This is a genomic window from Exiguobacterium sp. s150 (genome assembly GCF_018618435.1).
In the GTDB taxonomy this organism is placed as follows: Bacteria; Bacillota; Bacilli; order Exiguobacteriales; family Exiguobacteriaceae; genus Exiguobacterium; species Exiguobacterium alkaliphilum.
In genome coordinates, this window is sequence record NZ_JACSMC010000003.1 from 122,706 (window position 1) to 138,764 (window position 16,059).

A 16,059-nucleotide genomic window follows, 5' to 3' on the forward strand; every position below is an offset into this window, starting at 1 on the left:
CACTTCTTTTTCATCTTACCAAAATTCGCAGACACCGAACGAATGAATCGGCTGTGCTATACTCGAGGCGAAGAAGGAGGGATTGCGATGACAACCAACTGGAACTTCGAGGCAACGTATCTCGAACTCCGTGACATGTTTTATCACCGTGGACCGGTCAACCCGGTTGAAGCACCTGAGCTCGTCTTGTTCAATGACGACCTCGCGAAATCGCTTGGCCTCAACGTCAAGGCGGTGAAGCAAGACGTCGCCCTATTAGCCGGAAACAGTCAGACCGACACGTCCTTTTCTGAGGCGTATGCGGGCCATCAGTTCGGTCACTTCACGATGCTCGGGGACGGCCGTGCGCTTATGCTCGGGGAACACGTCGCCCCGAACGGGAAACGATTTGATGTCCAATTGAAAGGTTCGGGTCCAACCGAGTATTCCCGGGGCGGCGACGGACGGGCCGCCCTCGGTCCGATGGTGCGCGAGTTCATCATCAGCGAGGCGATGCACGCACTCGGTATCCCGACGAATCGTGCCTTAAGCGTCGTCAAGACCGGTGAACCTGTCCTGCGGCAACAGCCGGAGCACGGGGCCGTGTTGACACGTGTCGCCTCGAGCCATTTGCGGGTCGGCACGTTCCAATACGCGGCCGCGGCTGGTTCAATTGACGACGTCATCGCACTTGCGGATTTTGCGATCAAGCGTCACGACCCAGACCTTGTTGGACAACCCGACCGCTACGAACAGTTCCTCCGGCGCGTCATTACACGTCAGGCGAAACTGATTGCCGACTGGCAACTCGTCGGCTTCATCCACGGCGTCATGAACACGGACAACACGTTCATCAGCGGGGAAGGCCTCGACTATGGGCCGTGCGCCTTCATGGACACGTATCACCCGCACACCGTCTTCAGCTCCATCGATCGGGACGGCCGTTACGCCTACGCGAATCAGCCGTACATCGGGTCATGGAATTTGGCACGTCTTGCTGAGACGCTGTTACCGCTCCTCACCGATACGCAAGAAGGGGCGATTGATATCGCCAACAAGCTGTTGGACGGGTATACCGAGACGTATAAAGAAGCGTACTTCACGGGACTTGCGCATAAGGTCGGGCTATACGTCCGAAAAGACGGAGACGATGCGCTCACGGACGAGTTGCTTCGCCTGATGGTCGAGACCGAGGCGGACTTCACGAACACGTTCCGTGCCTTGACGCTCGATGATATCGATGCGCTCGCTTTCTCCAAACAAGACGACGGCAAGGCATGGCTCGCCGCTTGGCAAAAACGCCTCAGTGAGCAAGGTCTCCCGGAAGCAGATGTAACTCGGCTCATGCGCCAGTACAACCCGGCCGTCATCCCGCGCAATCATCATGTCGAGTCAGCGATTCAAGCAGCCGAACGAGGTGACTTTGAACCGACGCATGCACTGCTCGACGTTCTTAGAAACCCGTATGATTATGAAGCGGACTATGGCCGCTACGTCTCATCCGGGCCGCCACGAATGGTTCCGTATCAAACGTATTGTGGCACGTGATCCATTCCGCTTGTGCGGGATGGATTTTTTTAGGAACCTTCTATAATCAATCGACGTATAGATGAGTATCAATCATTCAGGAGGGTCCTTATGCGTCTGCTTGCGTCACTCATCTCACTCGGGTTTGCCTGCCTTATCTCGCTCGAATTGTGGCAAGGTCCCTTTTATAGCGGCTGGGTTTGGTCCATGCCTGCGTTTTTCTTAATCGTTTCGTTCTTCCAGTTCATGAAACATGTGAACGAGCTTGAATGGGAGGAGACAAAATGAAGATGACTATTTTGCTCATGACGCTTATCGTCGTGTCCACGTCGTATCTCGTCTACAGTTTTTATTTGTCATTGATAGGTGAGTCGATTCAACCTCGAGTAACTGGACTTGCAATCGGCGTCCTGCTCACATCATCTTATTTCGTGACAACCGGTCGCCTTCCGTTTTGGACAGAACCGGAGGAAGTGGACGTATGAAGGTTCTTAATTCCATGTTGCTAGGATTCGGCAGCATCCTTTATGTCTTCTATGCTATTCATCTATTCCGCATTGGGCATCCTCAGCCGTTACTCCTCCATGCTATGATTGTTATTGTTTTATTTGGCATCATCTACGTTGGACGCAAACGAAACCCCGAACATCGATGACGATGCTCGGGGTTTCTCGTTGCTTATTTAAATCCCAAAATGAACTAAGTCCTTGCCTTCACGTTCGGCTTGAACGATGAGACGAGCTAAATCGCTCAACTCTTCTGAACGAGGAAACGCACGTGATTGCGTGATAATCTCATAAAACATCGACAACGATTCGTTTGGGATGATTGTAATTCCGTAATAGTCCAACCCGAGCTCAGTACGATGATACGAATGGAAATAGGTACGCATAATCGAACACGCCTCCATAAGCTCTTGGATAAAATCATCATCAACCTCAGTGTATCCACTATATTCTGGATTACGAATAGGCGTTTTCAAATTTCGATCCCATAAATCAAATTCGTGCACTGGCAAACGAGAACCCATCCTTTCTCCTGTTTTAATTTATTCTTTCATTGGAAAGTCTGCCGATGACGCCTCTGGTAACGAGTCCGAGAGGTCGAGCAACGTCTCTTCCGATACGTTCCCTGTCACGACAATCAGTCTCCCTTGGTCGAAGTAGTACAAGCCGTTCCCTACCGGTTGATTTAAGCGATACCGCTCATTCGAAACGTCTCGTCGGTCAATCACTTCTCCGTCGGTCACACTGAACGCATCGGTCGACAGAATCGTGATACGCTCCGTCTCATCATACAACGTCCACATCTCGACCGGGCGCTCCAGTTGATTCATCTCAAAGTGGGCGACAAAGAGCTCCGCCTCAGGCAATTCCAATCCGTGTCGGACTTTTTCAGCCGCCTTGGACACGGTGAGGTGTTGAATACCATGCAACATCCACTCCTCGCCCCGTGAATAGTTGAACACGCCGAACGAATCGTCGCGATCAGGCAACCGGATGGCGATGAGTCCAAGATTATCGAGGACCGTTTCGTAGAAAACACCCTCTTTCGAGGGTTGCTCGGACGTGCCATCCGTATATTGAAGTGTGTATTGGGCCGTGACCGCATCGACAAGTCGAACGGTCCCTTTCGGCACATCTTCAATCACGGAGCCGAACACGTCTTTCTCCTCCGATGGTGATTTGGTTGCTTCGTTGATTGTTACTTCGGATTCGGTTCGTTCAATCGGCGCAGGCGTTTCCGCCATACACCCGCTCAAACCGAACACAACAAGGCTGGCGATGACCAATCGTCGCTTCATATCTCATCCACCTTTATCGTATGTAATACCTAATTCTACCAAAAAAACCTTCTTCGGAGAAATTTTCTCCAAAGAAGGTCGATGCATTACTTACGCAACTCTTCCAAACGGGCGCGGACCGCGTCACGCTTGTCGAGGTAGTCTTTTTCTTTCGCTTTTTCTTCGTCGATGACGTGAGCCGGGGCCTTGCCAGTGAAGCCTGGGTTGCCGAGTTTCTTCTGTACGCGTTCGACTTCCTTCTCATACTTCGCCACTTCTTTTTCAAGACGGGCGATCTCTTCTTCGAAGTTGATGAGGTCGGCGAGTGGGATGAACAGTTCTGCTCCCGTCATGATGGCTGACATCGACTTGTCCGGCGCCGTCAAGCCACGAGCAATCTCAAGCTCGGTCGCGTTCGTGAACTTGCCGATCGTCGCCTCGTTCGCGCTCAAGTAGCCTTGTGTCGCCTCATCACTCGTTGAGATGAAGAGTTGAATCGGTTTCGACATCGGAGCGTTCACTTCCGAGCGGATGTTCCGGACCGAGCGGATGACGTTCATGACCGCCTCAAACGCTGGGACCGAGTCCGCGAAGTGGAGGTCGTCACGGCGTGTCGGGTAGCTCGCACGGACGATCGAGTCGCCTTCATGCGGCAAGTGCTGCCAAATTTCTTCTGTGAGGAACGGCATGAACGGGTGCATGAGACGCATGATCGAGTCGAGCGTATGCGCGAGCACGGAACGTGTCGTCGCTTTCGCCGCCTCGTCCTCACCGTAGAGCGTGAGTTTCGCCATCTCGATGTACCAGTTACAGAACTCTTCCCAGATGAAGTTGTACAAGTAGCGACCGGCTTCGCCGAACTCGTACTTGTCGACGAGACGCGTCACTTGGTCGACCGTGTCGTTCAAGCGCGTGAGAATCCATTTGTCAGCAAGCGTCTTCTCACCTGAGAGATCGATATCTTCGAACTTCATGCCGTCCATGTTCATGAGAGCGAAACGGCTCGCGTTCCAAATCTTGTTCGCGAAGTTCCAAGTCGATTCGATCTTCTCCCAATAGAAACGGAGGTCGTTTCCTGGTGTTGACCCTGTGAGGAGGAACCAGCGGAGCGAGTCGGCACCGTATTGGTCGATAACTTCCATCGGGTCGACACCGTTCCCGAGCGATTTCGACATCTTGCGGCCTTCCGAATCGCGGATGAGACCGTGGATAAGGACGTCGTTGAACGGTTGCTTCCCTGTGAACTCGAGCGATTGGAAAATCATACGCGATACCCAGAAGAAGATGATGTCGTAACCCGTGACGAGTGCACTCGTCGGGAAGTAACGGTTGAAGTCTTTCGCATCCGTGTCCGGCCAGCCCATCGTCGAGAACGGCCAGAGCGCTGACGAGAACCACGTGTCGAGCACGTCTTCGTCTTGCGTCCAGTTCTCGCTGTCCGCTGGTGCGTCTTTTCCTACATATACCTCGCCCGTCTCGTTATGGTACCAGGCCGGGATGCGGTGGCCCCACCAGAGTTGACGGCTGATACACCAGTCGCGGATGTTCTCCATCCAGCGGAGGTACGTGCCTTCGAACCGCTCCGGGACGAAGTTGACTTTCGTGTCGTCATGTCCTTGCGCTTCGAGCGCCGCTTTGGCGAGCGGCTCCATGTCGACGAACCACTGTTTCGAAAGATATGGCTCGATGACCGCGCCCGAACGTTCCGAGTGACCGACCGAGTGCGTGTGCGGCTCGATCTTGACGAGCGTGCCGTCCGCTTCTAAATCTTTCACGAGTTGCTTGCGGCATTCGAAGCGGTCGAGCCCTTCGTACTTGCCTGCGTTCTCGTTCATCTTGCCGCCTTCGTCCATGACGAGGACGCGCGGGAGTTCGTGACGGTTCCCAATCTCGAAGTCGTTCGGGTCGTGTGCCGGTGTGATCTTCACGCAGCCTGTACCGAACTCCATGTCGACGTAGTCGTCCGCGACGATTGGAATCTCACGGTTCATGACCGGGAGCATGATCGTCTTGCCGACGAGGTGCGCGTAACGCTCATCTTTCGGGTTGACGGCAACGGCCGTATCGCCGAGCATCGTCTCCGGACGCGTCGTCGCGATCTCGATGTGGCCCGAACCGTCCGCGAGCGGGTACTTCATGTGATAGAACGCGCCTTCGACTTCTTGATAGATGACTTCGATATCCGAGACGGCAGTCTTTTGCGCCGGGTCCCAGTTGACGATATACTCGCCACGGTAAATCAAGCCTTTCTCGTACAAGCGGACGAATACTTCCTGAACCGCTTTTGAGAGCCCTTCGTCGAGCGTGAAGCGCTCACGCGAGTAGTCGAGGCCGAGGCCAAGTTTTGACCACTGGGCACGGATCGTGTCCGCGTACTCGTCTTTCCACTCCCACGTCTTCTCGAGGAACTTCTCGCGACCGAGGTCGTAACGCATGATGCCGTCCTCACGGAGCTTTTGTTCGACTTTCGCTTGTGTCGCGATGCCGGCGTGGTCCATCCCTGGGAGCCAGAGGACGTCATAGCCTTGCATGCGCTTCAAGCGCGTCAATAAGTCTTGGAGCGTCGTGTCCCATGCGTGTCCGAGGTGAAGTTTTCCTGTCACGTTCGGTGGCGGGATGACGATTGTGTACGGCTCTTTCGAGTCGTCCTCGTCTGCTTTGAATACGTCGTTCTCTAACCAGTAGTCGTACCATTTCGCTTCCGTCGCACTCGGGTCGTACTTCGTCGGCATGGTGATTTCGTTTGTCTCGTTGGCCATATATAATGCCCCCTCTATAAAATGTAAACACAAAAACGGCTTCTTTCGTCCTATACGCTAAGGACGAAAGAAGCCGAATCTTCCGCGGTACCACCTTAGTTCGCCAAACACGTTGGCGCCCTCAAAATCGAATAACGGTCGATGGACCGGACCTCTCTACTCGCGTTCAAAAGGTCAGCTCCGAGGCGACTTCCGCACCATCCTTCGCGGCCTTGCACCTAACGGCCGCGTCTCTGGGAAAGGATGTTTGTTGCGTACTATTCCTCATCATAGCTTTTGTTCGTATCTGTTAAACAATTGTAGCGACAGAAGCGGGTTCCGTCAAGATTAGAGTGAAAACTCTTCTTGTAGCTCTTTGAACGTCGCTTCGACCGCTGCGAGCGTCTGCTCGATGTCCTCGTCCGTATGCACGGTCGAGAGGAACAAGCCTTCGAACTGTGACGGTGGCAAGAACACGCCGCGCGCCGCCATCTTCTGATAATACGAGCGGAACATCTCGAGGTTGGCCGATTTCGCCTTCTCGAAGTTCGTCACTTTCTCGTTCGTGAAGAAGAAGCCGAACATCGACCCGGCACGGTTCGTGTCGTGCGGGATGTTGTATGTCTCGCCCGCTTTCGTGAAGCCTTCGGCGAGACGATCCGCTTTGCGTTCGAACTCCGCATAATGTTCCGGTTTGAGTTGCGACAGCGTCGTGTAGCCGGCAATCATCGCGAGCGGGTTTCCTGAGAGCGTGCCCGCCTGGTAAATCGGTCCTTGCGGCGCAATTTGTTCCATGATCTCGCGTTTCCCGCCGTACGCGCCGACCGGAAGACCGCCGCCGATGACTTTCCCGAGACACGTCAAGTCCGGCGTCACACCGAAGTAGCCTTGGGCACAGTTGTAGCCGACACGGAAGCCGGTCATGACCTCGTCAAAGATGAGGAGCGCGCCGTTTTGCTCCGTGATCTCACGGAGTCCTTCGAGGAAACCAGGCTGCGGTGGCACGAAGCCCATATTGCCCGCAGCCGGCTCGACGATGACACCTGCGAGGTCATCGCCGTACTTCTCAAACGCGACGCGGACCGCTTCTAAGTCGTTATACGGCACCGTGAGCGTGTGGCTCGCGAGTTCTTTCGGCACGCCCGGTGAGTCCGGGAGGCCGAGCGTCGCGACACCCGATCCCGCCTTGATGAGGAGCGAGTCGCCGTGACCGTGGTAGCAGCCTTCGAACTTCAAGATTTTCGTCTTGCCCGTGTAACCGCGTGCGAGGCGAAGTGCCGCCATCGTCGCTTCCGTACCCGAGTTGACCATACGCACCATCTCGATCGATGGGACGCGGTCGATGACGAGTTCCGCCATCTTCGTCTCGAGCTCGGTCGGTGTCCCGAACGTCCAGCCCTTCTCGGCCTGCTCTTGGATCGCTTTCGTCACGACAGGGTCACGGTGACCGAGGATGAGCGGTCCCCAAGAGAGGACGTAGTCGATATATTCGTTGCCGTCGATGTCGTACACACGTGAGCCTTCACCGCGTTCGGCGAAGATTGGTGTCATCCCGACTGATTTATAGGCACGGACCGGGCTGTTTACCCCGCCCGGCATGAGCGGACGTGCTTGTTCAAATGCTGCTTCTGAGCGTGTTTGTTTGTAGGTCATGCGTAGTCTCCTTCCAAATAGCGACAGACGTCTTTTGCGAAATACGTGACGATGAGGTCCGCGCCGGCCCGTTTAAAGCCGACCATCGTCTCCATGACGATGCGTTGCTCATCGACCCAGTCGTTCAAGGCCGCCGCTTTGACCATGGCGTACTCTCCGCTCACGTTGTATGCCACGATAGGCATATCGAGCGAGTCGCGCATGTCACGGATGATGTCCATGAACGCGAGCGCCGGTTTGACGATCATGAAGTCGGCGCCTTGCTCGACGTCCGATTGTGACTCACGGAACGCCTCGCGGCGGTTGGCCGGGTCCATCTGATAGCCTTTCCGGTCACCTTCACCTGGTGCCGACTGGGCCGCGTCACGGAACGGTCCATAATACGCCGATGCGTACTTGACGCCGTAACTCATGATCGGGATATGACTGAATCCGTTTTGGTCGAGCCCTTCCCGAATCGATGCGACGAAGCCGTCCATCATCGAGCTCGGCGCGATGATGTCTGCACCCGCTTGCGCTTGCGTGATCGCCGTCTGCACGTGAAGCGGCAGTGACGCGTCGTTATCGACGTCCCCGTTCTTCACGATGCCGCAGTGGCCCGTTGACGTATATTCACAGAGACACGTGTCGGCGATGACCGTGAGTTCTGGCGCCCACGCTTTCACTTGACGGATCGCTTCTTGGACGATGCCGTGGTCATGATACGCTTCCGAACCTTCCGGGTCTTTATGCTCCGGTACGCCGAACAAGAGCACCGACTGAATACCGAGGTCGACGATCTCCTTGATTTCGTCCTCGAGCCGGTCGAGCGAGAAGTTGAAGACGCCGGGCATCGAACTGACCTCACGCTTAATATTTGTCCCTTCGATGATGAAGAGCGGGTAAATCAAATCTTCTTTCCGAACATGGTTTTCACGTACGAGTGCACGCATCGACTTCGATGAACGAAGGCGACGGTGACGGTCGAACTGGTTCATGAAAAATCCTCCCCTACACACTGTATTAATGCATCCATAGTATAACACTCAGGCACGCGGACCGGTAACGTCGACACTTCCCGGACGGCGCGCTCGGTCACTTCACCGATGGCGTACCACGTCCCGTCGAAACGGTCGAGGTACGGTGTGATCGCCCGAACGGCGGACGGGCTGAGGACGAGAAGTGCGTTGACGCGTTCGAGCGCCTCGACTTCCGCCTCGGTCAAGTCACGACCGACCGTCTCATAGACGACCCAGTCGACGACATGGTGAAGTTGTTTCATATGATCTGTGTTCGCCAAATCGCCCCGGGCGAACACGACGGTCTCGTCTGGTTTGACGACGTGGGCCAACTCGTGGAACAGCGCCTCGCCCGTATACGTCTCCGGCATGAGCGAGACGGTGAAGCCAACTCGTTCGAGCGCTTGTTTCGTCTTCTCGCCGACGGCGGCGACGCGGACGTCGCGCGGGACGTCCGTCAGCGCCGGTACGGCTGTCTGGCTCGTGACGACGAGCCAATCGAATGAACGGGTCGGTAGTGGCGCATCGGTCAATCTTGTCTCGATGAGCGGGACGTGATGAACGGAAAGACCGCTCGCCTCGAGCGTGGCCCGTTGCGAAGCGGTCAATCGTTTTGTCCCTGTGTACCAGACGTCACACATCGACCGAGGCGAGAATCTCGCGTCCGCCACGTCCAAGGAGTTCGTTCGCCACGTCTTGACCGAGTGCGATTTCATCCTTCGACGTCTTCGTCACGCGGAGCACTTCTTTCCCGTCGACCGAGGCGATGAGCCCGGTGAGCGTCACATCGTCCCCGTCGACCGTCGCGTAACCACCGACCGGCACGTGGCAGCTCCCTTCGATCGCCTTTAAGAACGTCCGCTCGGCCGTCGCCGCTTTCGCCGTCACGTCATCGTGTAACAGTTGTAAGACCGCCGTCACTTCAGCGTCGTCTTTCCGGCTCTCGATGGCGAGCACGCCTTGGCCGACGGCCGGGACCATCATGTCTGGGTCGAGCGCTTCGAAGTCGACACGGTCCGTCCACCCCATGCGCTCAAGCCCGGCTTTGGCGAGCAAGATGGCGTTGAAGTTTTCCGTCTCGAGTTTTTTTAGTCGTGTGTCGATGTTGCCTCGAATCCATTGAATCTCGAAGTCCGGGCGCGCCGCGAGCATTTGCGCGCCGCGACGGAGCGAGCTCGTCCCGATAATCGCACCTTCCGGGAGCGTCTCGAGCGTATGGCCGTTCTCACAGATGAGGACGTCACGCGCGTCGACGCGCTTTGGCATACAGCTGATGTAGAGCGCTTCCGGAAGTTCGGCCGGGACGTCTTTCATGCTGTGGACCGCAAAATCGATGTCACCGTCGAGCATCTGTTGTTGAATCTCTTTGACGAACAACCCTTTTCCGCCGACTTTGGATAACTGGACGTCGACGATTTGGTCACCTTTCGTCACGATCTCTTTAATCTCGAACTCGTTTTGTGCGCCAGCTTTCTTCAATTGCTCGATGACCCATTTCGTCTGTGTCATCGCGAGTTGGGAACGGCGTGAGCCGACAATGATTTTACGCATGATTGGTCTCCTTCATAGAAAAAGGCGACGAGATTCGCCGCCTGTTTGATTTTGTATTAGCGCATCAAAGCGCGTAGTGGTGCTTTAGCTGACATCGCTTCGGCTTCTTCCGTTTCCGGTTCGGCGTCAGGGATGTCGACATCGAGACCGAACGTCTCGACGAACTGGTTGATGCGTGTGTTCGCATCCGGCTGAGCGGCTGCGTCTTTAATATAGTCAATCGGTTCGCGAAGCATCTGGTTAATGATTGACTTCATATGCTTGCCAATGACCTTTTTGTCGCGATCCGATAAATGGTCGAGCTTACGCTCGAGGCTCTCCATCGTCTCCTTTTGAATCGTGAGCGCGCGGCCGCGCAACTCGTTCATGATCGGCACGACGCCGAGCGTGACGAGCCATGCCTGGAACTCGTGAATCGCAGCGTCAATCTTCACTTCAATCTTCTCGGCTTCGACGAGGCGGGCCGCCAAGTTCTTGTTGACGATGCCGTTCAAGTCGTCGACATCGAACAAGTGGACACCCGGAAGCGCACGTACCGCTGGATCGATATCTCGCGGTACGGCAATGTCAATCAACAAGAGCGGACGTTCACGGCGGAGCAGTTGCGCTGCCGCCACGTCATCATATTCGATGACGGCTTGCTTCGCGCCCGTCGAGCTGATTAAAATGTCCGCATCGAGCAGACCGCAGGCAATCTCACGAATCGAATGGGCCCGGCCTTTGAACTTGTCCGCGACCGCTTTCGCCTTGCTCTCGGTCCGGTTGAAGACGGCGATTTGTTTCGCCCCAGCCTCGAATAAGTTGAGCGTCGTCAACTCGCCCGTCTCGCCGGCACCGACGACGACGACTTGCTTGTCGTCGAGTGACGTATACATCTCTTGCGCGAGCGCGACCGCTGCCGAGCTTACCGATACCGACATTTCCCCAATTTGCGTCTCGGTATGAGCCCGTTTGGCGAGCGTGACAGCTTCTTTGAACAGTTTGTTAAACACTGTCCCCGTCGTGCCGTTCTCTTGGGCACGGAAGAAGCTCGACTTCACTTGCCCTAAAATCTGTGTTTCCCCAATAATCATCGAATCGAGTCCAGACGTGACGCGGAACAAGTGGCGAATCGCCTCTTCGCCTTCACGAATCGACAAGTATGGCGTGAACTGGTCCATCTCAAGGTCGAACCAGTTGGCCAAAAAACGTTTCGTGTAATAACGTCCCGTATGGAGCTGGTCGGTGACGACGTATAGCTCCGTCCGGTTACACGTAGACAAAATAACCGACTCGAAAATGCTCTTCTCTTCGCGAAGTGCAATCATCGCATCCACGATTTCTTGCTCCCCAAACGAGAACTGCTCCCGAATCGCGACAGGGGCTGTCTTGTTATTCAGTCCAACGACGACAATATGCATGTATCTCTTCCCCTCATCCAAAATCCACCGACGGTTGTCTTTTCTATTTCAATCTCTACCGTACATTATAACAGTTCTTATCTGGGAACTATAATCTTCTGTTTGATTTTCTTGAAATAAAATAAGAACTTTTTGTGACGAAAAAAAGTAGAAACGGACAACGAAGCCATTTCTACTTTTTTCGTCATTTCAACCCGGAAGGATCGGTGATAATCGCACTTTCCGATTTTTCTTCTTCGGCCTCCAAGTATTGCTTATGCTCCCGCAACTTATAGATGCGGACGATGTTTTGGACGACGACTTTCGCCACCGCATACGTCGGCACGGCGATGAGCATCCCGATGATGCCGGCGAGATTCCCCGCGACGAGCAACACGATGATGATCGTGAGCGGGTGCACTTTGAGGGATTTCCCTTGGATGAGCGGCGAGATGACGTTCGACTCGATCTGCTGTACGACGATGATGACGATGATGACCCAGACGGCCATAATCGGCTCTTGGATGAAAGCGACGACGACGGCCGGCGCGGCACCGAGGAACGGACCGACGTACGGGATAATGTTCGTGACCATCATGAAGAGGGCGAGCAGAATCGCGTAATCGACCCCCACGATCCAAAGCCCGATGAGCGACGTGATGCCGACGAAGAACGCGACGAGCAATTGTGCGTGCACATAGTTCTTCACCGTCGTGTGCATGTCGTTCAAGATTTTGCGCGTCTCGGTCTCATAGCTCTTCGGCAACCATTTGACGATCGAGTCCGGAAGACGCTTCCCGTCAAGGAGCATATAGATGAGCATGAACGGAATGACGACGATGGTGATGACGGCCGACGTGATGAAGCCGACGAGACGACCGACCGATGAGGCGACGTTGCCGAAGATGTCCCCTAGGTACGCCGTGATGTTGTTCGTGAACTCGGTGAACATGTCATCGTTCTCATTGACGAATCGTGACAAGAACTCGTTTTCCATGAGCGAGTCCCGAACGGCGAAGATTTGCACCTGCAACTCTTTCGCGATGCTCGGCAAGGCGTTCACGAGTGACGTCACTTGCTCGACGAGGAGCGGCCCGAGCACGCTGAAGACGATTGTGATGATGAGCAGGAGTGACGTCAAGGTAATGGCGACGGATACGCCGCGTTTCCCAGAGCGCTTCTCTAAATAGTCGACGATGCCGACGAGAAAATAAAAGAAAAGTCCTGCGATAATAAGCGGCACCGTGACGAGCGCTAAAATCACTTTTACCGGTTGAAACACGAATGAGATCTGTGTTCCGACCCAGATGACTAAGAAAATCGTCAGCGTCCAAAATAATGCGCGGTACCATTTGTTCCCAAACATAATATGCATCCTTCCACCTCGTTCAATATTCTCTTGTCCTAACAATATATGTAGACAATTATACGATAAATACCCGCTCCGGTAACCATGAAAACAAAAAAGACGAGGGAATCCCCTCGCCTCGTTCAGTCGTCTTCGCGTGTCAACAAGTCGTAAATCGCTTTCCACGCCTCGTCTTTTCCTTCGGCGGTTTCCGCTGAGAAGGCGACGAACCGGTCCGACGGGTCGAACTGAAGCTTGCGCTTGACGGCCGACTCGTGTTTTTGACGCTGGCTCTTCTTGATTTTATCGAGCTTCGTCGCGACGACGATGACCGGAATGTCGTAATGCTTCAAGAAGTTGTACATCGTCACATCGTCGCCGGTCGGCTCATGACGGATGTCGACTAAGAGCACGACACCACGGAGTGCCTGTTGCGTCGTCAAATATTGCTCCATCATGACGCCCCACTTCTCGCGTTCGGTCTTCGACACTTTCGCGTAGCCATAGCCCGGGACATCGACGAACATGATTTCGTCGTTGATGTTGAAGAAGTTGAGCGTCTGCGTCTTCCCAGGCTTTGATGACGTCCGCGCGAGCGCCTTACGCTGACAAATCTTGTTGATGAACGACGACTTCCCGACGTTCGAGCGTCCGGCGAGCGCCACTTCTGGCAATTCATGTACCGGGTAATGGTCAGGCGCGACGGCGCTCGTGATAAATTCTGCTTTAGTGATTTTCATTAGTTTCCTCCAAATGCTACGTCTAGTACTTGATCGAGCGTCGTCACAGGCACGAACGTCAGTTTCTCACGGACCGTGTCTTGAATGTCGTCGATGTCGCGCTCGTTGTCGTGCGGAATCACGATGGTCGTGAGTCCGGCCCGATGTGCGGCGAGCGCCTTTTCTTTCAATCCGCCAATTGGCAACACACGGCCCCGGAGCGTAATTTCTCCGGTCATGCCGATGTCACGGCGGACTTTCTTGCCGGTCAGTGCCGAGATGAGCGCGGTCGCGATCGTGATGCCGGCCGATGGACCGTCTTTCGGGACGGCACCTTCCGGGACGTGGATATGCACGTCTTGGCGCTCATAGAACGTTGGGTCGATGCCGAACCGCTCGGCGTTGGCACGGACGTAACTATACGCCGTCTGTGCCGATTCTTGCATGACGTCGCCGAGTTTACCCGTCAACTGGAGCTTGCCCTTGCCTGGTGCGAGCGCCACTTCAATCGTGAGCGTATCGCCCCCGAACGCCGTGTACGCGAGGCCCGTGACGGCTCCAATCGAGTCTTCCGTCTCACCTTTCCCGTAGCGATACTTCGGTTTCCCGAGATAGTCACTCAGTTTCTTCAACGAGATCGTGACGCGTTTTTTCTCGCCGATGGCAATCTGTTTCGCTGCTTTCCGGCAGAGCGAACCGATGACGCGTTCTAGGTTCCGGACACCGGCCTCACGCGTGTAGCGACGGACGACCTCATAGAGCGCGTCCTCTTTAATCGTCAGCTGGCTTTTTTTCAACCCGTGCTCTTTATATTGTTTCGGAATCAAGTGGCGCTTCGCAATCTCGACTTTCTCGAGCTCGGTGTAGCCCCCGATTTGAATGAGTTCCATCCGGTCAAGGAGTGGTGCTGGGATTTGCGACACGTCGTTCGCCGTCGCGATAAAGAGGACGTTCGACAAGTCGAACGGCTCCTCGATATAGTGGTCCGAGAACGAGACGTTCTGTTCTGGGTCGAGCACTTCAAGCATCGCTGACGCCGGGTCACCCCGGAAGTCGGACGCCATCTTGTCAATCTCATCGAGCAAGAACACCGGGTTCTTGCTTTCGGCTTGCTTCAAGCCACGAATGATTCGACCCGGCATCGCGCCGATATATGTCCGGCGGTGACCGCGAATCTCGGCCTCATCCCGCACCCCGCCGAGCGAGACACGGACGAAATGCCGTTCGAGCGCCGAAGCGATCGAGCGGGCGAGCGACGTCTTCCCGACCCCGGGAGGTCCAGATAAACAGAGAATCGGGCCACGGAGCGAGTTCGTCAATTGGCGGACGGCCAAGTACTCGAGGATGCGGTCTTTCACCGACTCGAGCCCGTAATGGTCGTCGTCTAAGACGTCGGCCGCGTGTTTGACGTCGAGTTTGTCTTCCGTTTCCATGCCCCACGGGAGCGAGACGACCCAGTCGAGATAGTTGCGAATGACGGCATACTCTGGCGAGGTCGCCGGTACGACGTTCAACCGCTCGGCTTCGCGCATGACGTTCTTCCGTGTCGTCTCAGGCAAGTCGAGCGCCTCGAGCTTCTCACGGAGACGGTTCGGTTCTGAGTCTTGCGACTGGTCACCGAGTTCTTGTTGAATCGTCTTCATCTGCTCACGTAAATAGTACTCTTTTTGCGCCTGCTCGATCGTCTTCTTCGTCCGTTCACGCAACTCTTGCTCGAGCTCAATGATCTCGACTTCATGCGTCATGATCTCGAGCAGTTCGAGCCCGCGCTTCACGGCGTCCGGCTCTTCGAGCATCGCTTGGCGGAGGTCGACATCGATGTCGAGCTTCGAAGCGATGTAGTCGGTGAGCGACTCGAGCCGCTCATACATCTCGAAACGGCGCCGTTCGTCCGGCGACAACCCTTTAATCGACCCGACGAGTTTGCCGAACTGTTCTTTCAACAACCGGACGAGTGCCGTCCGTTCGACTTCTTCGCCTTCGACGAGTTCGAGCGGCTCGACGTCGGCGAACCAGCCTTCCTTCGTCTCATCAATCGCATTGATTTTGACGCGTTCTTTCCCGACGAGGCGGACCCGTACCGTCTCGTTCGACAACTCGCTCATCTTGGCGATGTGGACGCGCGTCCCGATCGCATATAAATCTTCCTGCTCAGGTGATTCTTTGCCTGTCTCTTTTTGGGTCACGACAATCAAATCTGTCTCGTGTTCCTTTGCGGCAAGGAGTGCCCGTAAGGAGAGCGGACGACCGACATCGATCGTCACTCCGATCAGCGGATAGACCACGACTCCACGCAAAGGAAGGATTGGTAATTGTTCCATTACAACGCCTCCTGTGCAAAAAGGCCCAAAACTCGGATGTGCCGAGTGTTTGAGCCTTTTACG

At 55.1% G+C, this 16,059-nt stretch carries 14 protein-coding genes and 1 other annotated feature; of the genes, 3 read left to right on the top strand and 11 right to left on the bottom strand.

From position 1 onward, the window contains the following. Window positions 1-87: 87 nt before the first annotated feature. The 3 genes from KNP76_RS03385 to KNP76_RS03395 all read left to right on the top strand — a co-directional run bounded on the left by KNP76_RS03385 (window position 88) and on the right by KNP76_RS03395 (window position 1,991). A complete protein-coding gene (locus KNP76_RS03385; protein WP_214842664.1) occupies window positions 88-1,527 on the top strand; it encodes a protein adenylyltransferase SelO in 1,440 nt (479 codons plus the stop codon). A 90-nt stretch (window positions 1,528-1,617) separates the two neighbouring features. Continuing rightward, a complete protein-coding gene (locus KNP76_RS03390) occupies window positions 1,618-1,794 on the top strand; it encodes a hypothetical protein (protein ID WP_211779771.1) in 177 nt (58 codons plus the stop codon). Then, on the top strand, window positions 1,791-1,991 hold the full coding sequence (locus KNP76_RS03395) for a hypothetical protein (RefSeq protein ID WP_214842666.1): 201 nt from the start codon (window positions 1,791-1,793) through the stop codon (window positions 1,989-1,991). The genes KNP76_RS03390 and KNP76_RS03395 overlap by 4 nt, the downstream gene beginning before the upstream one ends. A gap of 197 nt (window positions 1,992-2,188) precedes the next feature. Here the strand turns inward: KNP76_RS03395 and KNP76_RS03400 are convergent, their stop codons facing one another. The 11 genes from KNP76_RS03400 to lon all read right to left on the bottom strand — a co-directional run bounded on the left by KNP76_RS03400 (window position 2,189) and on the right by lon (window position 15,996). After that, window positions 2,189-2,398 (bottom strand): hypothetical protein, encoded by a 210-nt coding sequence (locus KNP76_RS03400; protein WP_214842668.1) that lies wholly within the window; start codon window positions 2,396-2,398, stop codon window positions 2,189-2,191. 156 nt (window positions 2,399-2,554) lie between these two features. Next, complete coding sequence (locus KNP76_RS03405) at window positions 2,555-3,310, bottom strand: hypothetical protein (RefSeq protein ID WP_214842670.1); 756 nt, start codon at window positions 3,308-3,310, stop codon at window positions 2,555-2,557. Window positions 3,311-3,396: 86 nt separating this feature from the next. Next, a complete protein-coding gene (locus KNP76_RS03410) occupies window positions 3,397-6,048 on the bottom strand; it encodes a valine--tRNA ligase (protein ID WP_214842682.1) in 2,652 nt (883 codons plus the stop codon). A 56-nt stretch (window positions 6,049-6,104) separates the two neighbouring features. Next, window positions 6,105-6,328, bottom strand: a binding site (T-box leader). A 47-nt stretch (window positions 6,329-6,375) separates the two neighbouring features. Continuing rightward, window positions 6,376-7,680: a glutamate-1-semialdehyde 2,1-aminomutase gene (hemL, locus tag KNP76_RS03415; RefSeq protein WP_214842684.1), complete on the bottom strand. Its 1,305-nt coding sequence runs from the start codon at window positions 7,678-7,680 to the stop codon at window positions 6,376-6,378. Continuing rightward, complete coding sequence (gene hemB, locus KNP76_RS03420; protein ID WP_214842686.1) at window positions 7,677-8,657, bottom strand: porphobilinogen synthase; 981 nt, start codon at window positions 8,655-8,657, stop codon at window positions 7,677-7,679. The genes hemL and hemB overlap by 4 nt, the downstream gene beginning before the upstream one ends. Next, window positions 8,654-9,319 (bottom strand): uroporphyrinogen-III synthase, encoded by a 666-nt coding sequence (locus KNP76_RS03425; RefSeq protein ID WP_211780967.1) that lies wholly within the window; start codon window positions 9,317-9,319, stop codon window positions 8,654-8,656. Before KNP76_RS03425 ends, hemB begins: the two co-directional genes overlap by 4 nt. Then, a complete protein-coding gene (gene hemC / locus KNP76_RS03430) occupies window positions 9,312-10,229 on the bottom strand; it encodes a hydroxymethylbilane synthase (protein WP_034809752.1) in 918 nt (305 codons plus the stop codon). The genes KNP76_RS03425 and hemC overlap by 8 nt, the downstream gene beginning before the upstream one ends. Window positions 10,230-10,285: 56 nt before the next feature. Continuing rightward, entirely contained in the window at window positions 10,286-11,629 is a 1,344-nt protein-coding gene (gene hemA, locus KNP76_RS03435; RefSeq protein WP_214842688.1) for a glutamyl-tRNA reductase, read from the bottom strand. Window positions 11,630-11,813: 184 nt separating this feature from the next. Beyond that, on the bottom strand, window positions 11,814-12,983 hold the full coding sequence (locus tag KNP76_RS03440) for an AI-2E family transporter (RefSeq protein WP_251137316.1): 1,170 nt from the start codon (window positions 12,981-12,983) through the stop codon (window positions 11,814-11,816). Between the two features lie 116 nt (window positions 12,984-13,099). Continuing rightward, entirely contained in the window at window positions 13,100-13,696 is a 597-nt protein-coding gene (gene yihA, locus KNP76_RS03445; protein ID WP_034809760.1) for a ribosome biogenesis GTP-binding protein YihA/YsxC, read from the bottom strand. Further along, on the bottom strand, window positions 13,696-15,996 hold the full coding sequence (lon, locus tag KNP76_RS03450) for an endopeptidase La (RefSeq protein ID WP_214842690.1): 2,301 nt from the start codon (window positions 15,994-15,996) through the stop codon (window positions 13,696-13,698). The genes yihA and lon overlap by 1 nt, the downstream gene beginning before the upstream one ends. Window positions 15,997-16,059 lie beyond the last annotated feature (63 nt).

Coding starts and splice junctions, on each gene's coding strand:
- KNP76_RS03385 (WP_214842664.1), top strand. CDS start 88: ATGACAACCAACTGGAACTTCGAGGCAACGTATCTCGAACTCCGTGAC.
- KNP76_RS03390 (WP_211779771.1), top strand. CDS start 1,618: ATGCGTCTGCTTGCGTCACTCATCTCACTCGGGTTTGCCTGCCTTATC.
- KNP76_RS03395 (WP_214842666.1), top strand. CDS start 1,791: ATGAAGATGACTATTTTGCTCATGACGCTTATCGTCGTGTCCACGTCG.
- KNP76_RS03400 (WP_214842668.1), bottom strand. CDS start 2,398: ATGCGTACCTATTTCCATTCGTATCATCGTACTGAGCTCGGGTTGGAC.
- KNP76_RS03405 (WP_214842670.1), bottom strand. CDS start 3,310: ATGAAGCGACGATTGGTCATCGCCAGCCTTGTTGTGTTCGGTTTGAGC.
- KNP76_RS03410 (WP_214842682.1), bottom strand. CDS start 6,048: ATGGCCAACGAGACAAACGAAATCACCATGCCGACGAAGTACGACCCG.
- hemL (WP_214842684.1), bottom strand. CDS start 7,680: ATGACCTACAAACAAACACGCTCAGAAGCAGCATTTGAACAAGCACGT.
- hemB (WP_214842686.1), bottom strand. CDS start 8,657: ATGAACCAGTTCGACCGTCACCGTCGCCTTCGTTCATCGAAGTCGATG.
- KNP76_RS03425 (WP_211780967.1), bottom strand. CDS start 9,319: ATGTGTGACGTCTGGTACACAGGGACAAAACGATTGACCGCTTCGCAA.
- hemC (WP_034809752.1), bottom strand. CDS start 10,229: ATGCGTAAAATCATTGTCGGCTCACGCCGTTCCCAACTCGCGATGACA.
- hemA (WP_214842688.1), bottom strand. CDS start 11,629: ATGCATATTGTCGTCGTTGGACTGAATAACAAGACAGCCCCTGTCGCG.
- KNP76_RS03440 (WP_251137316.1), bottom strand. CDS start 12,983: ATGCATATTATGTTTGGGAACAAATGGTACCGCGCATTATTTTGGACG.
- yihA (WP_034809760.1), bottom strand. CDS start 13,696: ATGAAAATCACTAAAGCAGAATTTATCACGAGCGCCGTCGCGCCTGAC.
- lon (WP_214842690.1), bottom strand. CDS start 15,996: ATGGAACAATTACCAATCCTTCCTTTGCGTGGAGTCGTGGTCTATCCG.